General features: G+C 71.2%; 21 protein-coding genes. 11 read left to right on the top strand and 10 right to left on the bottom strand.

Annotated elements, in window-relative coordinates:
* Nucleotides 1-12: 12 nt before the first annotated feature.
* Nucleotides 13-573 carry a hypothetical protein gene (locus tag ACIBH4_RS21560; RefSeq protein ID WP_362767602.1) on the bottom strand — a complete coding sequence of 187 codons (561 nt, stop codon included), beginning with the start codon at nt 571-573 and terminating at the stop codon, nt 13-15.
* A 287-nt stretch (nt 574-860) separates the two neighbouring features.
* Between ACIBH4_RS21560 and ACIBH4_RS21555 the strand changes: the two genes are divergently transcribed.
* Nucleotides 861-1,466, top strand: a complete 606-nt coding sequence (locus ACIBH4_RS21555; RefSeq protein WP_362767604.1) for a methyltransferase domain-containing protein — start codon at nt 861-863, stop codon at nt 1,464-1,466.
* Between the two features lie 202 nt (nt 1,467-1,668).
* On the opposite strand, the gene ACIBH4_RS21550 is transcribed toward ACIBH4_RS21555, so the two are convergent.
* The 8 genes from ACIBH4_RS21550 to ACIBH4_RS21515 all read right to left on the bottom strand — a co-directional run bounded on the left by ACIBH4_RS21550 (nt 1,669) and on the right by ACIBH4_RS21515 (nt 9,679).
* Nucleotides 1,669-2,130, bottom strand: coding sequence for a cupin domain-containing protein (locus tag ACIBH4_RS21550; RefSeq protein WP_362767607.1), 462 nt, complete (start codon nt 2,128-2,130; stop codon nt 1,669-1,671).
* Nucleotides 2,130-2,648 carry a flavin reductase family protein gene (locus ACIBH4_RS21545; RefSeq protein WP_350948816.1) on the bottom strand — a complete coding sequence of 173 codons (519 nt, stop codon included), beginning with the start codon at nt 2,646-2,648 and terminating at the stop codon, nt 2,130-2,132. The genes ACIBH4_RS21550 and ACIBH4_RS21545 overlap by 1 nt, the downstream gene beginning before the upstream one ends.
* Before the next feature lie 116 nt (nt 2,649-2,764).
* Complete coding sequence (locus ACIBH4_RS21540; RefSeq protein WP_362767610.1) at nt 2,765-3,856, bottom strand: LLM class flavin-dependent oxidoreductase; 1,092 nt, start codon at nt 3,854-3,856, stop codon at nt 2,765-2,767.
* 11 nt (nt 3,857-3,867) lie between these two features.
* Complete coding sequence (locus ACIBH4_RS21535) at nt 3,868-5,184, bottom strand: oligopeptide/dipeptide ABC transporter ATP-binding protein (RefSeq protein WP_362767613.1); 1,317 nt, start codon at nt 5,182-5,184, stop codon at nt 3,868-3,870.
* Complete coding sequence (locus ACIBH4_RS21530) at nt 5,181-6,200, bottom strand: ABC transporter ATP-binding protein (RefSeq protein WP_362767616.1); 1,020 nt, start codon at nt 6,198-6,200, stop codon at nt 5,181-5,183. The genes ACIBH4_RS21535 and ACIBH4_RS21530 overlap by 4 nt, the downstream gene beginning before the upstream one ends.
* A complete protein-coding gene (locus tag ACIBH4_RS21525) occupies nt 6,190-7,053 on the bottom strand; it encodes an ABC transporter permease (RefSeq protein ID WP_362767619.1) in 864 nt (287 codons plus the stop codon). Before ACIBH4_RS21525 ends, ACIBH4_RS21530 begins: the two co-directional genes overlap by 11 nt.
* Nucleotides 7,050-7,973 carry an ABC transporter permease gene (locus ACIBH4_RS21520; protein ID WP_362767622.1) on the bottom strand — a complete coding sequence of 308 codons (924 nt, stop codon included), beginning with the start codon at nt 7,971-7,973 and terminating at the stop codon, nt 7,050-7,052. Before ACIBH4_RS21520 ends, ACIBH4_RS21525 begins: the two co-directional genes overlap by 4 nt.
* A gap of 173 nt (nt 7,974-8,146) precedes the next feature.
* Nucleotides 8,147-9,679, bottom strand: a complete 1,533-nt coding sequence (locus ACIBH4_RS21515) for an ABC transporter substrate-binding protein (RefSeq protein WP_362767624.1) — start codon at nt 9,677-9,679, stop codon at nt 8,147-8,149.
* 133 nt (nt 9,680-9,812) lie between these two features.
* Between ACIBH4_RS21515 and ACIBH4_RS21510 the strand changes: the two genes are divergently transcribed.
* The 10 genes from ACIBH4_RS21510 (at nt 9,813) to ACIBH4_RS21465 (ending at nt 20,177) form a co-directional block, all read left to right on the top strand.
* Nucleotides 9,813-10,616, top strand: a complete 804-nt coding sequence (locus ACIBH4_RS21510; RefSeq protein WP_362767626.1) for an IclR family transcriptional regulator — start codon at nt 9,813-9,815, stop codon at nt 10,614-10,616.
* 860 nt (nt 10,617-11,476) lie between these two features.
* Nucleotides 11,477-12,979, top strand: a complete 1,503-nt coding sequence (locus ACIBH4_RS21505; RefSeq protein WP_362517209.1) for a pyridoxal-dependent decarboxylase — start codon at nt 11,477-11,479, stop codon at nt 12,977-12,979.
* Nucleotides 12,976-14,517 (top strand): hypothetical protein, encoded by a 1,542-nt coding sequence (locus ACIBH4_RS21500; RefSeq protein WP_362517212.1) that lies wholly within the window; start codon nt 12,976-12,978, stop codon nt 14,515-14,517. The genes ACIBH4_RS21505 and ACIBH4_RS21500 overlap by 4 nt, the downstream gene beginning before the upstream one ends.
* 44 nt (nt 14,518-14,561) lie before the next feature.
* Nucleotides 14,562-15,062: a hypothetical protein gene (locus tag ACIBH4_RS21495; protein ID WP_362767629.1), complete on the top strand. Its 501-nt coding sequence runs from the start codon at nt 14,562-14,564 to the stop codon at nt 15,060-15,062.
* Nucleotides 15,063-15,087: 25 nt separating this feature from the next.
* The gene (locus ACIBH4_RS21490; RefSeq protein ID WP_362517217.1) at nt 15,088-15,870 is read left to right on the top strand and encodes a hypothetical protein; all 783 of its coding nucleotides are present in this window, start codon (nt 15,088-15,090) and stop codon (nt 15,868-15,870) included.
* 38 nt (nt 15,871-15,908) lie between these two features.
* Nucleotides 15,909-16,376, top strand: a complete 468-nt coding sequence (locus tag ACIBH4_RS21485) for a hypothetical protein (RefSeq protein WP_362517220.1) — start codon at nt 15,909-15,911, stop codon at nt 16,374-16,376.
* Nucleotides 16,373-16,921 (top strand): hypothetical protein, encoded by a 549-nt coding sequence (locus ACIBH4_RS21480; protein WP_362517223.1) that lies wholly within the window; start codon nt 16,373-16,375, stop codon nt 16,919-16,921. Before ACIBH4_RS21485 ends, ACIBH4_RS21480 begins: the two co-directional genes overlap by 4 nt.
* 248 nt (nt 16,922-17,169) lie before the next feature.
* Complete coding sequence (locus tag ACIBH4_RS21475; RefSeq protein WP_362767631.1) at nt 17,170-17,946, top strand: MBL fold metallo-hydrolase; 777 nt, start codon at nt 17,170-17,172, stop codon at nt 17,944-17,946.
* A gap of 101 nt (nt 17,947-18,047) precedes the next feature.
* A complete protein-coding gene (locus ACIBH4_RS21470) occupies nt 18,048-19,106 on the top strand; it encodes an LLM class flavin-dependent oxidoreductase (protein WP_362517229.1) in 1,059 nt (352 codons plus the stop codon).
* A 108-nt stretch (nt 19,107-19,214) separates the two neighbouring features.
* Nucleotides 19,215-20,177, top strand: coding sequence for an endonuclease/exonuclease/phosphatase family protein (locus tag ACIBH4_RS21465; RefSeq protein ID WP_362517232.1), 963 nt, complete (start codon nt 19,215-19,217; stop codon nt 20,175-20,177).
* A 168-nt stretch (nt 20,178-20,345) separates the two neighbouring features.
* Here ACIBH4_RS21465 and ACIBH4_RS21460 read toward each other — a convergent pair whose 3' ends face one another.
* Nucleotides 20,346-21,614 (bottom strand): MFS transporter, encoded by a 1,269-nt coding sequence (locus tag ACIBH4_RS21460; RefSeq protein ID WP_362767634.1) that lies wholly within the window; start codon nt 21,612-21,614, stop codon nt 20,346-20,348.
* Nucleotides 21,615-21,773: the final 159 nt, after the last annotated feature.

Raw genomic sequence — 21,773 nt, 5'->3', positions numbered from 1 at the left:
AGTCCCCGGAACCTACGCCGGTGGCGACCCTGCCGGAGAATCCCCGTCTCCTGACGGCCCGGCGTCCGGCCGCTCCCGCACGGGAGAGGCCCCGGACCGATCCGGTGGCCCGAGCGGATCCTCGCGATCGGACGGGCCCGCCGGTGGCTCGACCTCTTCCAGCCGTGACTCGATCATACGCGGCGGCCTGGACGCGTCCTCCGGCGGCGTCCCGAACGTGTCGGGAAACGCGTGAACCCCGAGTTCCTCCGGTCGGTCACCCGACGGGCCGGGCGGATCGAGAAGCTGCCGTACGGGCGGGCTGTCGAGGAACGTGGAGACCGCGTCGACCACCCCCTCCCCCAAGGGACGGAACGCGTCGACCACGGCCTGGGCGGGCGGGGCGAGGCGGGCTCCGACCTCCTGAATGAAGTCTTCCAGCACCTGCGGCAGCGGCGGCACCGGCAGGCCGAGCTGGGGCTTCGGCCGTGCCTTCTCCGGCGGTGTCCAGCGCATCGAGTCGTCGCTCATCGCGAGCCATTCGTCGACCGCACCGTCGATGGAGTCGAGTACGTGATCGGAATCGTCTGGCATGGCGGCTCCCCTCATGACCGGGATCCGATAAGACGACGGTACCTCGCCCCGCCTTCCCGGGGCAGAGGAGGGTCGCGACCGTCACCGACGGTGAACCACACCGCCGCCGGAACGCCCGTTTCCTTCGCCCGGCGGACCGGCACCTGTACGGCGACCGTACGGCGGTGGAACCCCGATCATCGAAGCCCGTTATCTGGCATAACCCCCTCAACAGGGGGAATAAGCTGTCGATGCTCTCTCAAAATCGTCCTGCCGGTAGTGACACGTTCACATTCCTCGGTGCGATCATGCGTAATCCCCACCAGCTGGGGGCGATCGCTCCCAGTTCGAAGGCCGTCGCACGCCTGGCGGCTTCGATCGTTCCCACAACCCCCGGAGCCACGGTCGTCGAACTCGGCGCCGGCGGCGGAGTGATCAGCGACGCGATCCGCGACCGTCTCCCCGTGGGAGGGCGGCAGCTCGCCATAGAGCTCAACGAGGGCATGGTGCACCACCTGCGGCGCAGCAGGCCCTGGCTGGAAGTGATCTGCGGGGACGCGGGTGACCTCGGCAAGATACTGCGGGAGGCCGGTCTGTCTCACGCCGACGCGATCGTCTCCTCGCTCCCCTGGACCCTGTTCGAGGAGGCCCAGCAGAAACGCGTTCTGGAGGAGATCGCGGCCTGTCTCGCCCCCGGCGGCGCCTTCAGCACGATCACGACGCTGACCGTGATGCCGTTCCAGCGTTCCCGGCACTTCCGCGGCCTCATGAACAGCACGTTCACCACCGTCGACACCCTGGGGCCGATCTGGCGCAACGTACCTCCCGCCCTGGTGTACGCCGGGGTCGTGGCGGACGACCGGCTGGCCGGGGATGCGGCCGGCGGCCTGGCGGCCGGGGACACCGGCGGGTGAACGGCCGGTCGGACACCGCCCGGCGCCTCGGACACGCCCGCGATCTTTTCACCACCGGCGCACCCTCCGCGCCGGCGGGCGAGAAGCGACCGGCCTGGACGCCGCCCGGCGTTCCGGGCGGCGGGCACGCGACGACCTCGCGATGATCTCCCAGTGACTTCCCGTTGACCTCGCGGTGACGGTGGCCCGCGACGGGCCGCCGTCACCGCGAGGTCAGAACCGGTCCCGTCCAGGTGAGATCGTCCAGGTTGACCACGATGGCGTCCTGGGTGCTGCGGGCGATGACCACGATCGCCTCCAGGTCGGGGTCGGGATTCTCCTCCCGGTGGGGGACGAAGGGCGGCACGAAGATGTAGTCGCCGGGTTCGGTGTCGATGCGCACCTCGACGGGCTCCTCCCCCTCGATGTCGGCGAAGACGAACGAGGGGTGGCCGCTGACGACGTAGATGGCGGTCTCGGACTCGCCGTGGTGGTGGTTCGCCGAGGCGGTGGCGGGCGCCACGTGGGTCTGCCCCATCCACAGACGGCTGGAGCCGACGGTGGCTCCGCTGATGGCCGCACGGCGGCGCATACCACCGGTCTGGGCGGTCTCGGAGGTGAGACCGCCGGGCGCGATGTGGTGCAGGCGGCGGTGGAAGGGGTCTTCGGGAAGGACGATCGGCATCAGTCACTCCTGGCTCGGTCGGAAGGGTGCGGCGCGAGCGCGCCGAAACCTCCATCGTGGTACAGCAGCGGAGGATGGGCGGGGTCGGTGTGCCCCTCCACGACCCGGCCGACGACCAGCCGGTGGTCCCCCGCGATGAACCGCTCCTGGGTGCGGCAGAGCAGCCACGCGGCCACCCCGTACAGCAGGGGTTCCCCTCCGGGGAGGGGTTCCCAGCGATCCCGGTCGGCGAACCTGTCGGCGCCCTTCCTGGCGAACAGCTCCGCCACGTCCCGCTGGTCTCCGGCGAGGATGTGGACGACGAACGCGTCCGCGTCCCGGATCGCCGGCCAGCTCGACGAGCCGACCGAGATGCCGAACGACAGCAGCGGCGGATCGAGCGACATCGAGGTCAGCGAGGTCGCGGTGAAACCGGCGGGACCCGGGGCGGTGACGACGGCGACCCCGGCGGCGTGCCTGCGGAAGGCGGACAGGAAGACATCGCGCGGCTGCCCGCCGCCGACCGCCTCGGCGCTCATCGTGCCACCTCCTGTGCCGTGTCCCTGGTGATCGGTTCGCCGCGAGTGTCCGGCCCTGCCGGGCCGGAGGCGCCCAGGCTGCTCGGGGCCGGCACCCCTGGCCGCGCGTGTCGAGCTCACGCGCCCACGCCCGCGGGTTCGCGCCGCCCGGCCCCCTGCCGCAGCAGCGGCACCAGCTCGTCGCCCCAGCGCACGACGTCGTCCACCGGGTCGAAGCCGCGGATGAGGAAGGTCGTGACGCCGAGGTCGTGGTACTTCAGCAGCGCCTCGGCGACCTGCTCGGCGGTGCCGACCACGGCCGTGGAGTTGCCGCCGGGACCGATCAGGTTGGTCACGCCGTACCAGAGCCGCTCGTCGTGCACCTCCCGCTCGGCGCCCTGCTCCTGGAGCCTGGCGGCCCCGACGGAGGTCGACTCGCTCTTCCCCTTGCTCCAGCCGAGTCCGCCGCCGGAGACGCGCGCGGCGGTCGCGGCCCTGATCCGCTCGGCCCGCTCCCACGCCTCGGCCTCGGTCGCGGCGACGATCGGCCGGGTGGACAGGCTGAAGGTGATCTCCCGGCCGTGCCTGGCCGCCTCCTGCCTGACGCGCCGGATCCGCTCGGCGGTCTCGGCCAGCGGCTCGCCCCACAGCATGTAGACGTCGGCGTGCTCGGCCCCGGTCTGGACGGCCGCCGGGGAGGCCCCGCCGAAGTAGAGCGGAATGTCGGCCCTGACCGAGCTGTAGGCGCCCTCGAACCGGTAGAACTCACCCTCGTGATCGAACGGCTCGGCCGAGGTGAGCGTACGGCGCAGCACGGACATGAACTCGCCGGTACGCCGGTAGCGGCCACCGTGGTCGAGGAAGTCGCCGTCGCGGCGCTGGTCGGCCTCGTCGCCGCCGGTGATGTGGTGGATGGCGACCCTGCCTCCCCCGGTGAGCTGGTCGAGAGTGGCGAGCTTCCTCGCCACCACCGTCGGGGCGACGAAGCCGGGCCGGTGCGCGATCAGCACGCGCAGCCGCTCGGTGGCGTGCAGCACCGACGCGGCGACGGCGAACCCGTCGGGCGAGGACGAGCCGTAGCCGATCAGCACCCGGTCGAACCCGGCGGCCTCGTGGGCGCGGGCGAACGTGGCCAGGTAGGGAACGTCGATGGGCGGGCCGTCGACGAAGGAACCGTGGGTCTCTGAGAAGTCCTTCGTACCGACCATGCCGAGAATCTCGATGGACATGCGTGTACTCCTTAGCGGGCGACGAAGCGGGGAACGGAACCGGAGGCCGGATCGGGGACGGGAGCGGAGGCGAGGTTCGGTGCGGGACCGGGACCGCCTGCGGACCCGCGGAAGGAAACGGAGCCGGGAGCGGGGCTTTCTGGAACAGGGCTTTCGGAAAGAGGGCTTTCGAGGGCGGAGCCGCGGCCGGGAACGGTCACCGGGACGGGATCGAGGGCGGGCGTCGACGCGGCGGCCCGTGCGGGCCAGGTGCCGGTGTGGTGGCAGGCGACCGCGCGCCCGCCCCTGACGACCGGTTCGGGAACGACCGCGCAGGTCTCGGTGGCGAACGGGCAGCGGTGGGCGAAGACGCAGCCGCCGGTGGCGCCGCCCGCGCCGGCCACGCCTGTGGGCGCCGCCCGCAGCCGCTCCAGGCTGTGGCGGGCGGCACCGGCCACGCGTGGGGCCGAGGCGACGAGCAGCGCGGTGTAGGGGTGGCGGGGGTCGTCGAAGACCTCGCCGATCGGGCCCTCCTCGACGATCCGGCCCCGGTAGAGGACCGCGACCCGGTCGGCGACGCCCGCCAGGGAGCTGAGGTCGTGGGAGATGACGACGACACCGGCGCCGAGCCTGCCGCGCAGGTCGTCCAGGAGGCGCAGGATGTGGTTGCGGTTGGAGGCGTCCAGCGCGCTGACCGGCTCGTCGCAGATCAGCAGCGACGGCTCCGCGACGATCGCGCGGGCGATCGAGACGCGCTGCCGCTGCCCGCCGGAGATCTGGCCGGGCGTCCTGGCCGCGAGGGCGGGGTCCAGGCCGACCAGTTCCAGTGCCGCCCGTACCCTGGCCGCGCGTTCGGCCGGGGGCACGCGCCGCACGGCCAGCCCTTCGCCGACGACGGTTCCCACGCTGTGGTCGGGGTCGAGCGAGCGGAGCGGGTCCTGGAAGACGAATCGCACCTTTCCCGTACGGCGATGCGCCCGCAGCGCCCTGCCTCTCAGCGAGGAGATCTCGACCCCCTCCACCTCGACCGAACCTGAGTCGGGGCCGACCAGGCCGACGACGGTCCTGGCCAGGGTCGTCTTGCCCGAGCCGGTCTCCCCCACGATCCCGAGGATCTCCCCGGCCCTGACGGTGAGGTCGACCTCGCTGAGGATCCGCACGGCGGGTCTGCCGAGTGACACGTTCAGGCCCCGCACGGCCAGCAGCGGCGTCCCCGCCGGGCCGGTGCGGGGGGTGGCCGCTGAGCCGTCCGCGGTCGCCCTGCCCGTCGCGGAGGTGCTCGCGGGACCGGCCGCGGTCGCGGGAGTCCACCCGGAACCGGTCACCGGGGTGCTCTCGGGGCCGCTCACAGGTCGCTCCCCCGCGCTCCGGCGCCGACGCTCACCGTGTCGCGCCCCACCGGCTCCTGGCGCAGCAGGCAGCGGACCTCGCGCCCACCGGGGTGGGCGGTGAGGGGAACGGGAGCCGCCGAGCAGGCCTCCTCGGCGAAGGGGCAGCGGCCGGCGAAGCGGCAGCCCGGCAGCGAGGCGCCCGCGGGCGGCGGCTGGCCGGGGATGACCTCCAGTGTCCGTCTGCCCCAGTCTCCGGCCGAGGCGACCCGCAGCAGAGCCTCGGTGTAGGGGTGCGCCGGACTGTCCAGGACCTCTCTCGCCGGCCCCGATTCGACGATCTCGCCGCCGTAGAAGACGACGATCCGGTCGCAGAGCGCCGCGATGACCGCCAGGTCGTGGGAGACGCAGACGATCGACAGGCCGCGCTCGGCGCGCAGCCGGGCGAGGAGTTCGAGCACCTCGGCCTGGACGGTCACGTCGAGGGCGGTGGTGGCCTCGTCGGCGATCAGCAGTTCGGGATCGCAGGAGACGGCGACGGCGATGAGGACCCGCTGGAGCATGCCGCCGGACAGCTCGTGCGGATACTGGCCGTGGACCCGGGCCGGATCGTGCAGGCCCATCGCGCCCAGCAGTTCCACGGCGCGCTCGCGGGCGGCGCGCCGCCGCAGGCCGAGTCTGACCCGTAGTACCTCGGCGAGCTGGTCGCCGACCGGCAGGGACGGGTTCAGGTAGGAGGCGGGGTCCTGGAAGACAGCGCCGATCCTGCTCCCGCGGATCCCGAGCCACTGCCTGCGGCTCGCCCCCGTCAGGTCGTGGCCGCCGAACTCGATCTCGCCGGAGCTCACCGAGCAGCCGGGGGCGAGGGCGCCGAGGACCGCGCGGCAGGTGAGGGTCTTGCCGCTGCCCGACTCGCCGACCAGGCCGACGGCCTCGCCGGGGGCGACCTCGAAGGAGACCCCGCGCACGGCCTCGGCCCGGCCTCCGGAGACGGTCACGCGCAGGTCGCGCACGCTCAACAGCGCTTCAGCGGGCATGGACTTCCTCGCTCTCGTCGATACGGTGGCCGTCGGTGTGCAGGCCGGTCGTGTCGCGTACGGCGTCGGCCAGGGCGTTGAGCGCGCCGACGGTCAGCATGATCACGACGGCGGGCGCGAGCGGGGCGAGCGGCCGCTGGTGGAGGTAACCCAGGTCGCTGGCGAGCATCCCGCCCCAGGTGGGGGCGGGGGGTTCGACACCGATGCCGAGGAAGGCGAGGGAGGAGACCACCAGCAGCGCCGCGGCGGACGCCCCCGCCGCGGTCACCGCGACCGTCGGCAGCACCTTGCCCGCGATGTGGGTACGCAGGATCCGGGAGCGGGACGCGCCGAGCAGTTCGGCCGCCTCGACGTACTGTGCGCGGGTGAAACCCAGCGCTGCCGTACGGGTGACCCGGTAGAACACCGGCGCGAGCAGCAGTCCGATGGCGGCCATCGCCTGGTGCGGGCCGTTGCCGAGGATCCCGGCGACGGCGATGGCGAAGATGACGAACGGCAGCGTGAGCAGCGCGTCCACCAGCCGCATCGTCGTCCACTCGAAGATCTTGCCGAAGAACACCGAGGCGAGGCCGGGGATCGCCCCCAGGAGCAGTCCGACGGCGACCGCCTCCGCCGCCGCGGCGATCGAGAGACCGGTCCCGGCGAGCAGCCGGCTGAGCACGTCGCGGCCGAGGTAGTCGGTGCCGAGGAGGTGCTCTCCCGACGGCCCGAGCAGGCGCAGCCGGGGATTCTGCGCGAGCGGGTCGTGCGGGGCGAGCAGGTCGCCGAACACCGCGACGAGGAGCACGACGGTGAGGATCGTCACGGACAGCTTGACGGAGGGCAGCCGCCACGCCCTGCGGAAGGAGCTCATCGCGCACCCCGCAGCCTGGCGACGGCCGCGTTGACGGTGACGTTGGAGACGAGCACCAGCGCGATGGTGGTGAGCAGCGCGCCCTGGATCACCGGGACGTCGTGCTTGAGCGCCGCCTCGCCGGTGAGCCGGCCGAGACCCGGCAGGGCGAAGACCGCCTCGGTGACCACCGCGCCGCCGATCAGGCGTGGGATGTGCATCCCGAGCACGGTGAGCGCCGGGCCCGCGGCGTTGCGCAACGCGTGCCGGAACAGCACCCGCCGCGCCGGGAGCCCGCGGACCACCGCGCCGGTCACGTAGTTCTCCCGCAGGGCGGCCACCAGGCCGGTACGGAGCTGCCTGGCGAGGTCGGCGGCGGCGTCGAGGCTGAGCGCGATCGCCGGGAGGGTTATCAGCCTCAGCCACTGGACGGGATCCTGGGTGAGCGGCACGTACCCGCCCGAGGGGAACACCGGGACGATCACGGCGAAGACCACGATCAGTCCGATGCCGACGACGAACGCGGGCAGGGTGGAGGCGACCGCGCAGACGGCGGTCACGATCCGGTCGAACCTGCCGCCGTTGCTCACCGCCGCGCCGACGCCGGCCGCGCCCCCGGCGAGGATCGCGATGAGCACCGCGAGGCCGGTGATCGACAGGTCGACGGGCAGGCGCTGCGCGATGCTCTCGGCGACCGGGAGCTGGGTGAACCAGGAGCGGCCCAGGTCTCCGGTGAGCGCGTTGCCCAGCCAGGTGACGTACTGCTCCAGGAAGGGGCGGTCGAGCCCGAACTCGTGGCTCATCCTGGCGATGTCCTCGGGGGTCGCGGTCTCCCCCAGCACCGCCGCCGCCGGATTGGCGTCGCCCAGCGCGCCCAGCCCGTAGGTGATGAAGGTGGAGACGAGCGCCACGACCACCAGGGCGACCGATCCGCGCGCCACCGCGCGCCACCGGGCGGTCGCCGCGCTCCGGCGGACCCGGGAGGGTCTTGCCGGGGGCGCGGTCACGACGGGCCGGCCGACCTTTTCGTCCCCTCCGCCCTTCCTGGCTCCCCCGGTTTCCCCGTCTTCCCCCGCTCCCCGCGCGGACGCGGGGGCGCGTGATCCCAGCGCGGTCACGGGTTCGTCACCCGTACGCCGTCGAAGCGCTGCACCGCGAGGTTGGTGGGAAGCTCGGAGACCCTGGGGCTGCGAGCGAAGATGCGCGGTGTGGAGAACAGCCAGACGTTGGGCAGTTCCCTGACCCCGATGGCGACCGCGTCCTGGACGGTCTTGGCGTAGCCGGGATCGTCCGGCGGCGTGACGCGGACCCTGTCGAACTGCTCCAGCAGCGCCTTGGGGGTGTTGCGGCCGGGGTTCATCAGGCCCTCCGGCCCGTAGACGACGCCGAGCGCCTGCAGCGGCGACTCTCGGCCGACGAAGGCGTCGGGGGCGAGGGCCACGTTGTGCTGAACGTAGACGAGCTGGGTGTGCTGCGCCGGGGCGATGAGTTTGATCGTGGTCCTGATGCCCGCGGCCTTGAGCTGCTCCTGGACCTGCTCGGGCAGGCCCTCGGGGTCGGCGGTGGTCAGCGGGACGTCGATGCCGTCGGGGAACCCCGCCTCGGCGAGCAGCTTCCTGGCCTTGGCGGGGTCGTGCGGGTAGAGGTTCTCCAGCTCGGGGTTGTAGCCGAGGTGGCCCTTGGGGAACGGCTGCGTGTTGACCTCGCCGACGCCGAATCCCGAGGTCTCCAGCAGCGCCTCACGGTCGACCGCGTACTTCAGCGCCTCGGTGACCTTGGGGTTGTCGAACGGCGCGATCTTGTTGTTGACGTCCAGGACCCGGACCATGAGCGAGGGGATGAGGTCGACCTTCAGCCCGGCCGCCTTGGCCGCGTCGATCTGGGCGGCGGGCAGTATCGCGACGTCGAACTGGCCGGACTGGAGTCCGGCGACGACGGTGGCGGGCTCGGAGACGGTCTTCAGCTCGAACTTGGCCAGGTGGATGTTCGCGACGTCGTAGTAGGACGGGTTGCGGTCCAGGTTGGCGTGCGAGCCGGGAACGAGCTGGGTGAGGGTGAAGGGTCCCGCGCCCGCGGGCTTGGCGCTGACGGCCTTGGCGTCCGCCTCGAAGGCCCGGGGGTTGACGATCATCCCGGTCTTTCCCGCGAGCAGGTTGGGGATCTGGTGGTCGGGCCGGTCGAGCAGGATCCCGAACTCGGTCGGTGAGACGACCTCGACGTCCTTCACCCCGCGCAGCTGGGAGGCGATGAGCGAGTCCTTCTGGTCCCGGCCGCGCAGGAGGTTCTTGCGTACGGCCTCGGCGTCGAGCGGGGAGCCGTCGGAGAAGGTCAGCCCGGCCCTGAGGGTGAAGGTGACCCTCTTGCCGCCGTCGGTGTACTTCCAGGCGGTGGCCAGGCCACCGACGGCGTCGCCCCTGTCGTCCAGGCGGGTGACGGCGCTGTAGACGAGGGACAGGGCGTTGACGTCGTTACCGGCGCTGGAGGTGACGGGATCCCACGTTGTGGGAAGGCTCCAGCCCCATTTGAGGGTGCCTCCCTCCGCGCCGGAGGCGGTGCCCACCGACTGGGTGCCGCCGCCACAGGCGGTCAACGCGAGAACGACCGAGATGAGCAGGGCCAGTGGTCGCAGAAGCCGACGGACAGGCATGACGGGGGTCCTCTCAGGGGAACGAGCCAGATCCCACATGGCAAGATCTTCATTCCACATAGTAGTAATTCCCTAAAAACCCGTCAAGAGTGTAGGAAATAGCTCTCCGCCCTAAGCTGGAACGGTGGACCCGATGAAGCCGAAGCTTGAAGACGCCGCCCGCAGGGGCACCCAGGCGATCGAACGCGCCATCGCGGTGCTGCGCGCGTTCGAGCGGTCGACGACGCTCTCCCCCACCGAGGTGGCGCAGCGGCTTCACCTGCCGGTCAGCACCGCCCATCGCATCGTCCGCGCCCTGCACGCGGCGGGCATGCTCGGCCAGGATCCGGTGACCGAGCGCTACCACCTCGGGATCACCACCGCCACGCTGGGCCGCCTCGCCCTGGAACGCCTCGGCGCGACCACGATGCTCCCCGAACTCGAGGCCCTGCGCGACCTGACCGGGGAGGCCGTCAACCTGGGGGTGCGCATCGGCGACGAGGTGGCCGTGCTGCTCCAGGTCCCCTCACGACAGCCGCTCCGCTACGAGCAGGAGCCCGGCCAGCGCAACCCGATCCACGTGTGCGCGATGGGCAAGGCCCTGCTCGCCTTCGGGGATCCGAGGGTGGGCATGGAGGAGCCCTTCGCCCGCTACACCGACACCACGATCACCACCCGGGCCGGCCTGGAGACCGAACTCGACCGCATACGCGCCCGGGGTGCGGCCGTCAACTTCGAGGAGCGCGTCGCCGGGGTCCGGGCCGTGGCCGTCCCGGTCCGCGACGGCCACGGCAACGTGCTGGCCGCGCTCGCCATCCAGGGCCCGGCGGTACGGCTGGGTGACGACCGGCTCCCGGAGCTGACCGCCCGGCTCACCGCCACCGCCCGACGACTCGGCTCCTTCGGCCACGACCTCCAGGTCCCCGCACCCGCGCACGCCTCCGCGAGCGGCTCGTGAACACCCCGCACGCCTCCCCCTTCGGCCTGTGGAACGCCTCCCGGGTTTTCTCGCGCCCGCCCGCCTCGCCTTTCCGCCGGGTCACGAGTGTGCGAAGGGGGGCGTCGAGACGACGGCCGCCCGGGACCGTACGGCACGAACCCACCCGACACGGCGCAACACGACGCTGCACGACTCACGGGGGCGGATGTCCCGAATGCCGAGTTAAATGGAATTTAATGAGAAAAAACCTATAAGACCCAAAACAGTCGAGAATCGCCGACCATCTCCTCACACCGATCACCACGCGCGTTAACCGTGGCCGCAATCTGCCACTCCACCTGCATCCGAGGTCTTGCGCCCCTGCCGTGAACAATGATTAGGTCGCTTACATGAAGGGCGTGCCAACATATACGGCGATTGAAATTCAGGGCGAATTAGCCGCGACTCGTCCACGACGACCCTCCTCCAGACCCTGATCGCCAGACCGACCTCAACCACTTGATCAGGGGTGGCGAGGCGTTCTCGCACCATCTCCCACCATCACTCATCGACATCCCTCGATATTGGACCGTTCCATCGATCGGGAACGGCCGGTGACGGCACGAATGCCGCCTCGCGTCCCCGGACGTCGAGGACCTCTTTCTCGATCGACGCATCACCGAAGACCACGCGTTTATTCGCGAGAACCCTCACGTGCGTGATCGCCCGGGAGTTCAATTCACCATCTCCGAACTCTCATTCAGCACGAACATTTAGGTGTTCTCGACCTCGGGTCATTTGGAGGCCCCTCCATGACGAGTTCGCTTTCCGATGTCCAGAGTTCCTTTCCCGAGCCGTCGGCTCCTGAGCCGGCGACCGGCGAAGGCTCCCGTTCACCCATGCCCGGCCTCACCGCGGCCTTCGACCCCGAGCGTTTCCACGACGGCGCCATGGACATCGTCGGCCGTCTGACGACGTATCTGGGCGACCGGTCGGTCCGAGGACTCGATCTCCTCGATCCCGCGGTGCTGCTGAAGGCCGCGCGGGGGCTGATGACCCCGGAACGGCGGCGCATCGCCGACTTCGACGCCGAGCGGGTGAACCAGATCGTCGACCTGTACACGGGGACCGGCATCCCCGTCTACTCACCCGGCTACATGGGACGGCAGTTCTCCGGCGTGGTGCCGCTGGCCAGCCTCATCGACCTGGTCGGCTCGGTGGTCAACCAGCCCTCCTCCTTCTACGAGGCAGGGCAGCTCCCCAGCGTCGCCGAGCGGCTCATGGCCGAGGAGCTCAACGGGTTCATCGGCTGGGACCGTGACCGGTTCGCCATGGTGACGACCTCGGGGGGCTCCCTCGCCAACCTGACCGCGCTGCTCGCCGCCCGCAACCGCGCCTTCCCGCAGATCTGGACCCGCGGTGTGGGCGCCCTGCCGGGTCCCCCGGCCATCGCGGTCAGTGAGGAGGCCCACTACAGCGTGACCCGGGCGGCAGGGGTCCTCGGCATCGGAGAAGGACAGATCATCCGTCTCCCCGTCGATCAGGCCGGGCGGATCCGCCCGGAGCTGGCCGGCCCGGCGCTGGACGAGGCCTACCGGCGCGGTCTGCGGCCGTTCTGCCTGGTGGCCTCGGCCGGGACCACCTCGGTGGGCGCCTTCGATCCGCTGGAGGAGCTCGCCGCCGTGGCGCGCCGGCATGGGCTCTGGCTCCACGTGGACGGGGCGCACGGGGCGAGCCTGCTGCTGTCGGACCGGCACAGGCACCGGCTGCGCGGCATCGAGCAGGCCGACTCCCTGACCTGGGACGCCCACAAGATGCTGTTCATGCCGTCGCCGTGCACGCTGCTCTTCTACCGCGACGGCGCGGCGGCGCGCGGCGCGTTCCGGCAGCGGGCCAGCTACGTCTTCGACGAGGAGCCCGACGTCTACAGCGCCTACGACAGCGCGGACAAGAACCTCGAGTGCACGAAACGCCCGATGATCATGCCGCTCTGGACGGTCTGGTCGGTCTACGGCCCGGCGCTGTTCGCACAGCGGATCGACCGGCTGTGCGAGGTGACCCGGCAGGCGCACCGGATGCTCGCCGCCGAACCGGACTTCGCCGTGGCGCACGAGCCGGAGTCCAACATCCTGTGCTTCCGATACCTGCCGGACGACCTGGAACCGGCGACCGCGCACCGGCTGCAGCTGGAGATCCGCAACCGGATCCGGGGCGGCGGGCGCTTCTTCATCTCCAAGGTCGACATCGACAAGGTGGCGGCGCTGCGCGTGGTGGTGATGAACCACCTGATCGACACGGGCCACCTGACCATGCTCATCGACGAGATCAGGGACATCGGGCAACGGGTGCTGCGTGCGAGCACCGCGACCCGCGACGACCAGCGGAACAGGAGCCATTCATGACCATGACGGATGTGGACCTCGCCAGCTCGGTGGAGCTGGCGGCACGGCTGATCCCCGAGGAGGAGCTGCGGCCCCGCTCGGTGGACGACGTCATCGGGCTGCCATCGTTCGCGGGCAAGCTGGAGGAGTGCGGGCGGCTCACCGGAGCCCCGTACTGCGAGTCCCCGCTCGACCTCCAGAACGCGCTGGTGTTCCGCCGGCTTCAGCAGCTCGTCGGCATCGCCCTGCTCAACCCGCTGTGGCGCGAGCGGCTGCACTACTTCGGGATCCGCGACGCCCCCGCCGACATGTCCGAGTGGGAGCGGATCCCCCTGTCGGACAAGACCGTGCAGCGTGACATGTTCATGGGCGCGCGGGCCGGGATGGTCGTGCCGCTCGACCGCGGCGGGTTCGAGGTGGTGGCCAGCGGCGGCACCGGTGACGGCATGCCCCTGGAGATCGTGTACTCCCTGCGGGAGCTGCGCGACACCTACCGCATCTCCGGGGCGTTCATGGGCGCCTACCAGCTCGGCCGCTACCTGCGTGGCCCCGCGCCGCGCTGGCTGTTCACCACGCTGGCCGACTACCAGATGTGGAGCAGCGGGACCATGGTCGGCGGCGTCCTGTCCCACGTCCCCGAGGTCAACTACATCGGTGCGGGTCCGGTGAGCGCGCCGGTGCTGGAGCACATGTTCTCCTACCCGGGCCACAAGGCGCTGATGGGCATCACCGCGGGCATCGCGCTCCTGCCCGAGCTGGGCGCGGGCCTGTCCCCGCAGGCCAGGGCGAGCTTCCGGGTCGCGATGTACGGCAGTGGCTCCCTGCCCCAGCGCAAGCGCGACGAGTTGCAGGCGTTCTTCCCCAACGTGTCGATCCTCAGCTACTTCGCCGCGACCCAGGCCGAGTGCGTCGGGCTCCAGCTCGACCACGCCTCACCGGCGCTCTCCGCCGTGCCGGGGCTGCACCTGGTGGAGATCGTGGACGAGCACGGCCGTGCCGTCGCCGAGGGCGAGGAGGGCGAGCTGGTCGTCACCCGGCTGCACTCCGACGAGACGCCGCTGCTCCGGCTCAAGCTCGGCGATCGGATGATCCGCCGCCCCGCCCTGAACGGGCCGGGGCTGCGCACCGAGCGGTTCGAGTTCGCCGGGCGCACCGCCGACGTGCTGCACCTCAACGACAGCCAGTACTCGGCGACGCTCGCGTACGCGGCCCTGCGCGGGCGGCTGCGCTCGACGACCGGTGTCGACCTGGACCTGGTCGCGCACGAGGTCCAGTTCCACAACCACCGCGAGGACCGGACCCTCACCCTGCTGGTCGCGGTGGACGACGCCGAGGGGACGGCCGCCGCCGTCGAGCACGCCCTCGGCCCGAGCGGGACGCGGCAGCTGTTCACCCAGGCTCTGCCGAGCTCCCTGTCGCTCTTCAACGACCGGGAGGCGACCGCGGCGGCGATCGAGCAGACCGGATACGGGTTCCGGCTGGTGTTCGTGCCCCGCTCCTCACCACAGATCGAGCGGACCACCGTCGGCAAGACACCGCTGGTCAGGGACCGGGGCTGAGTGGTGGCCCGCAGACCGCAATCACATCCGACAAGGGAGGATCGATGCAAGACAGGATCAGCATCGTCGTGATGGTCGACGCCGTCGGGGCGTTGTCCGACCGGACGCTGCACAACGGCAATATCTCGCTCGTCGACGACAGCGCGGCGGGAAGCAGGCACAAGGGGACCCCCGACCTCGTCACGGTGGTCACCCCGGGGCAGATCGTCCAGTGGACGCCCATCCACGTGGACGTGCAGACCCCGGTCGAGATCCAGGCCATCGAGTTCCTGTCCGGTGCCCCGGCCCCGCCCGCGGCCGGCCAGGCCGCGTCACCGCACCCGGTGGGGCACTCCGCCGTTCCGGCACCCGGTGTCGTGTCCGGGGCGGCGGTCGACGCCATGGGCTCCAACGGATACGAGAACCACGACCTGCTGGTGTGGGAGGGCGTCGTGCCCTACGACATGACGCCCGGTGTCCCGTACCGCTACCGGCTCTCCGTCAGGCTCCACGAAGGACCCAACAGCGTGCTGTCCATCGACTCGCCCGCGCTGCTGCGCGTGTGAGCCACGTTTCGCGAAAGGCGGTCTCATGGCCCAGCAACACGGGATCATCGTGCTCTTCGACGTCGAGAACGCGCTCAAGACGCGATCGCTCGACGGCAACACGTACTGGTTCGACAACATGAAGCTGTTCGGCTCGACCGGGGTGGGCACCGAGCGGCTGGTGACGATCGTGCCCGGCACCCATTTCCTCGACGGGTCGCAGGCGACCGAGCAGGTGCTCAACTGGTTGCCCGCGGCGCTGGGTTCGATCCCGCCGACGGTGCCACGCAACTACCTCGCCGAGCAGGAGCGCGCCGACGACCAGCGCACGCTGAACGAGCTCGCCTCGCTCAACGCCGAGGGCGGCGTGAGCGAGGGCGATCTCAAGCGGCTGCAGCGGCGGGTCGGCAAGCACGCAGAAAAGCGCGGCGGCGGGCGCGGCCTCACCGACGCCAAGCTGCTGGACGTCACCGGCAAGACCACGAGCGGCTCCGGCGCCTACAACTACCCTGCCCCGGTGATCACCGACATCACCGGCCAGGCCGTGAGCGAGAAGATCATGTATCCGGCCCAGTACGGGTCCCCCGACATGATCTACGACGGCTGGTACTGGGCCGCGACCGTGGACACGAGCCGGCCCGGGGTCTATCCGTACACGATGCACATCCAGCTGCACGAGCTGGTCGAGCGGGGCGGCGAGATGGTCTGGGAGTCGGTGGACCTGACCTGCGAGTCCAGCCTCAAGATCATCAACGATCCGAAGCGCAACGGGTTCACCGGCGCCGGACTGGGCGCGCTCCCCCTGCCGCCCGTCCCCGCCGCCGGCTGACCTGTCCGAGTCGGAACACCTTCGAGCGGAGGAACCGCATGCCCCCGAGGAACAAGCAGCCAGAAAGCCGGACCGCCAAGCCCACCCGGCCCGTGACGATCACCGCGGTGGTCGACCCCGTGGCCGCGCTGGCGTCGGAGAGCCTCGACGACAGCCTCTACTTCTACGACACCAACAAGACCGCGGGATCCACCGGTTTCGGCACCCCCGAGCTGCACAGCCGGGTGCGCAAGGGCGACACCCTGCTGTGGAACGTGATCCCGCTGGAGTGCGAGACCTACGTCTCCCTCGCCGGCATCGAGATCGACCCGCGGGTCGCCGAACCCACGCAGAAGGTGTATCCCGGCACCGACATCGTGTTCTGGACCGCCGAGGTGAAGCAGGACCTCACCGAACCGGTCCCGTACCGGCTCCTGTTCCTGCTCGGCACCGTCAGCACACCGTTCACCGCCACCGCCCGACCGGCCCTGGCCGGTCCCGTCACCGAGGAAAAGGAGGGCCGATGACCCAGGCGTACGCGGCCACCGACTTCACCGATCGTGGCCAGCTCAACTCCGTCCAGCTGAACGTGGTGACCCTCGTCGACATGGAGAGGGCCGCCGCGACGAAGTCCCTGGACGGCTGTCTCTACATGATGGACAACAGCGTCGGCGGGGTCGGGCAGGGCACCGATCACCTGGAGACCATCTGCAAGCAGGGGCAGGTGGTCAACTGGATCATCCGCCCCATCGACATGCACCGCCGCGCGGACGGCACCTGGCCTCCGATGCCGAAGATCAACAACTTGGTCTTCCTCGACATCGAGAAGGGTGACGAGGACGACGTCGCCGAACGCCGGATCATGACCGAGCTCAAGGTCTACGGCGCCCCCGACCGGATGCGCGACCAGTACACCGCCGTCTACTACTACTGGGCCGGGGCGGTGATGAGCGAAGCCCGGCCGGGCCTCTACCGCTACCGATTCGTCCTGGAGCTGGAGAAGGAGCACGGCACCGACAAGCTGTACCTGAACTCGCCCCGCTACCCCGCCCTGCGGGTCCTGCCCGTCTGACCCTCTGCGGGGTCGCGAGCGCGATGTGGCCCCGCGAGAGTGCCGGAGAGTGAAGGTGGGAGGTCATGGTCGTCGGGCGGCGGCCATGGCCGGCGGGTGCGGGACACGCGAGATCCTCGTGGCCTTCCTGCTGGGAAGGCCACGCCCTGGGAGATACGCTTGATCGGAGATCGGCCCGCGTCCCGTTCGGCCCGCGTGATCGGGGCTGTGATCGAGACGATGCCCGGCCGCGCGACGAACGGAGCGCCATGACGACCACCATCACCGTGATCGGTGGCCCCACGGCCCTGCTGGAGCTCGGCGGGCTGCGCATTCTCACCGATCCGACCTTCGATCCGCCGGGAGACCACCCCGTCGGGCCGCTCACGCTCACCAAGACCATCGGCCCGGCCCTCTCCCCCGCCGACGTCGGCCGGGTTGACCTGGTGCTGCTCAGTCACGACCAGCATCCCGACAACCTGGACAGGCTGGGCCGTCAGGTGATGTCCGCGGCGCCGCTGACCCTGAGCACGCCCGAGGCCGCCGAGCGCACCGGGGTCACCCCGCTGCGCCCCTGGCAGCACCACGATGTCGGCCGCCTCCGCGTCACCGCCGTTCCCGCCCTGCACGGCCCGCCGGGATGCGAGCCCTTCGTCGGTCAGGTCACCGGCTTCGTGCTCAACGGCGACGGGCTGCCCACCGTCTACGTCAGCGGGGACAACGCGTCGCTGGAGTGCGTGGAACTCATCGCCGGGCGGTTTCCCGCCGTCGACGTCGCCCTGCTGTTCGGCGGCGCCGTCCGCACGCCCATGATCGACGATCGCCTCACCCTGAACGCCGCCGAGATGGTGACCGCCGCGCGCCTGCTGGAAGCCCGGCAGGTCGTGCCGCTCCACGTCGAGGGCTGGACCCACTTCACCGAGAACCAGTCGGACGTGCTCGCCGCCTTCTCCGAGGCCGGTCTCGGCCACCTGCTCGTCTCCCCCGCCCCCGGACGATCGGTTTCGCTGGGCCTGCCCGAGGGACGGTCATCCCAGGTGCGGTAGGCGATCCCGTGGTGCGATGAGACGAGCCGACCGGCGGAACCTGGCGGCAATGCCGGATGACCGGCAGAAATAAACCTCCGCCTCGCCCGGTTGCCGCCTACATGGCTGATGACGACATCCGCGGGACGGCCCGCGGCTCTTCCGAGGTGCCCCTGTCGATCCTGGAGCTGGCGACCGTCGGTTCCGGCGTGACACCCACCGAGACCCTGCGAGCGAGCACCGAACTGGCCAGGCGTGCGGAGAAGTGGGGTTATCACCGGATCTGGGTGGCCGAGCACCACGGTATGCCGTCCGTGGCCAGTTCCTCGCCCGCCGTGTTGATCGCCCATCTCGCCGCCGCGACCAGAAGCATCCGGCTGGGGTCCGGCGGTGTCATGCTGCCCAACCACGCCCCGCTCGTCGTCGCCGAGCAGTTCGGCACCCTGCACGCGCTGCATCCGGGCCGCATCGACCTCGGGCTCGGCCGGGCCCCCGGCACCGACCCCGCCACGGCGAGGGCCCTGCGCGGGCGGCACGGCCTGGACGCCGACGACTTTCCCGAGCAGCTGGCCGAGCTGACGGCCTTCCTGGACGGCGCGTTCCCGCACGGCCACCCTCTGGAGCGGGTCGTCGCGGTGCCCCGCTCCCCCGAGTCGGGCCGCCCGCCGATCTGGCTGCTCGGCTCCAGCGGCTTCAGCGCGCGGCTCGCCGGGAGGCTCGGCCTGCCGTTCGCGTTCGCGCACCACTTCAGCGGTGAGAACACCATCCCCGCCCTGGAGCTGTACCGGTCGTCCTTCGAGCCCTCCGCCGTCCTCGACCGGCCGTACGCGATGATCGGCGTCTCCGCGGTCGCCGCCGACACCCCCGAGCAGGCACTGCGCCTGGCCCGCTCCGGCGGGCTGTCCATGCTGCGGCTGCGCCGCGGGGCCCCGCAGCCGATCCCCACGCCCGAGGAGGCGGAGAACCACCCGTACAGCCCGATGGAGCGCGACTTCCTCGACGACTACCTGTCCAAGCTGGTGCTGGGGGACGCCGCCGGAGCGCGGCAGGGGCTCGAGGATCTTCGCAAGCGCACCGAGGCCGACGAGTTGATGATCACCACGATGGTCCACGACTCCGCCGCCCGGATCCGCTCCTACGAGCTCATCGCGCAGGCGTACGACCTCATCGGCGGCTCCTGACCAGGCTGGGGCGCGGAGCACGCGCATCGCCTGGTTTTTGCGTATCTGCGCCGGTAAAGACCTCAATCTCCACCGAAACTGCACAGAAGGCCGTTACGCTCCGGGAGCATGATCAGATCGAGATGGGTGGGCCCGCTGGTCTGGCTGGCGGTGCTGCCCTTCGCGGCCTGGGCGTTGCTCAGGGCCGGCGGCTGGACCCCGGTCTGGCAGTGGGTGGCCCTGGTGGCGTTCACCCCGTACGTGGCGGCGGCCTCGGCGATCCCGCTGCTCCTCGCCCTGGGACTGCGCCGCTGGGCGGCCGCGGCCCTCGCCCTGGTCACGAGCGCGACGCTGGCGACGGTCGTGCTCCCCCGCCACTTCGGCGACGACGACCAGCCCTCGGCCGACGGAGGACGGCTCCGGGTGCTCGCCGCGAACCTCGCCGTCGGCGCGGGCGACACCGACGTCCTGATGAGGCTGGTGGGCTCCCTCGGCCCCGACGTACTCGCCCTCCAGGAGGTCACCCCGGCCGCGCGCGACCGTCTGGAGGCGGCCGGGCTGCGCCGGTACATGCCCCACGTCGTGGACCGCGCGGTCGACGGAGTGTGGGGCTCGGGCATCTACTCCAAGAACCCCATCACCGAGAAGCCGCTGATCGCGCTGGGCAGGTTCCGGCAGGCGCGAGGGGTGATCAAGCACCCGAGCGGCCACGAGATCGAAGTCGTCTCGGTCCACCCCTGCGCGCCTCGGTACGGCGACAGGGTGCCGTGCTGGGAGCAGGGACTGCGGGCGCTGCCCAGGGCGGGCGGCGAGCTGCGGGTGCTCGCCGGAGACTTCAACGCCACCCTCGACCACCGGCCGGTACGCGACCTGCTCGACAGCGGTTACCGCGACGCGGCCGACGTCACCGGGCACGGCCTGACGCCCACCTGGCCGCGGCAGGGCTGGGAGCCCGTCCCCGGGGTGACGATCGACCACGTGCTCGCCGACTCACGCATGGCGATCAGGACCTTCGGCGTCCACCACCTCCCGCACACCGACCATCGTCCGGTCTTCGCCGAGCTGGGCCTGCCCCGCTTCACCAAGCGCTGACCTCGGCCCAACTCGCCAGACCGGGATCCGACGGGTCCGTCCGCACCGAGCGGCACCGGCACGGACCGGCGATCCTCACCGGCGAGGATCGCCGGTCCCGGCCGATCGGACGAGACCGGCCCGCCTCATGGATGCCGATCCCGGCCGATCCGACAGGAGCGGCCCGCCTCATGGACCGCCGAGCGGGGGCCGGGTGGTCACCGCGTTCCTCGAACGAGACCCGCCGAGGAACAGAAGCAGGGCGAGGACGGCGTACGGCACCGCGGAGGCGGTGAAGATCGCGGCATGGCCGACGAGCGCCGAGGCCGCGGCGTACGCGCCGTAGACGAGGACGGCGCCCAGCTCTGTGCCCAGCCCGGCCAGCGAGGTGACGGTGGCGCGCGCCGGGCCCGCGATGCTCTCCTGGAGCCGCACGTCGGCCAGCACGGTCGCCATCTGGAAGACGCAGAAGGCCACCGCGAGAGCGACGAACCCCGCCGCGACGCCGCTGAGCACGCCCGCGCCGAGCGCGAGCGCACCGAACGCGAGAAGCGCGGCGAACTCCCGGTCGGTGAAGCTCCGCCCGGCCGCCGCGAGCACGCCACCTGCCGCGACACCCACGGAGACCAGAAGCACCAGGAGCGGCACGACGTGCGTGGCGACGCCGGTGCCGACCGCGAGCAGCGGGGTGTACTCCTCCAGCGAACCCCACAGGGCCGTTACGGCCGGTACCAGCAGCAGCGCCCGGCGCGTCGGCCGGTCGACGCGCGCGGCCCGCAACCCTTCGCGCAGGATCGCGGCGTAGCCACCGGCCGGTGTCTCCTCATCGTCGGCCTCCTCGCGTTCCCCGCGTTCCTCCTCGGGGCGTACGCGACGCTCGGGAAAGGCGAGCGCGGCCGCCGCGGCGAGCACGCACGCCAGGACGCTGCCCGCGGCGACCAGCGGGTAGCCGCCCACGGCGAACACCGGGGCGGCCACGGCCATGGACACCATGACGGCACCCGTGCCGACCGCGCGGGCACGCCCCATGACCGCGGCGTAACGGACGGCCGCGCCCAGGCGGTCGAGCTCGGTGTAGACCAGCGCCTCCAGCGCGCCCGACTGCAGCGCTCCGGAGGCACCCCACAGCACGAAGCCCGCGGCGAACACCCAGTAGGAGGGGGCTGCGACCCACAGGAGGAAACCGGCCGCGGCGAGCAATGGCGCCAGGGCGAGCAGCGCGCGTCGCGAGACGGCGTCGGCCCACACTCCGGAGGGGACCTCCAGCACGACGGAGGTGACCGACCAGATCGCCAGGAGCGAGGAGATCTCGGCGGTCGACAGACCCGTGTCGACGAACAGCAACGCGTAGAACGGGTAGAACAGGACGAACTCATCAAGGAAGGTGTAGACGTAAAGCGTCGCGGCGAGGCGCTTCGCACGCCCTTCGGGCGCACGGAGAAAAGAAGAAGTGGTCATGGGGTCCTTCTCGCGAGGGCTGTGCGGACTCGGGATGCTCGGCATCTCCGGAGGCCCACGGCAGCTCGCGCCGGACCGACCGATCGTTCAGGATCAATGTCGCCAGGTCATGTCACAGACCATACAGTCGCCCAGCCCGCTATGGCCTCCCCTTTTTTC

The sequence above is a fragment of the Streptosporangium sp. NPDC050284 genome, from assembly GCF_044459525.1.
Lineage (GTDB): Bacteria > Actinomycetota > Actinomycetes > Streptosporangiales > Streptosporangiaceae > Streptosporangium.
The sequence above is the reverse complement of the archived record's forward strand: the minus strand, read 5'-3'. Positions and strand labels throughout refer to the sequence as shown.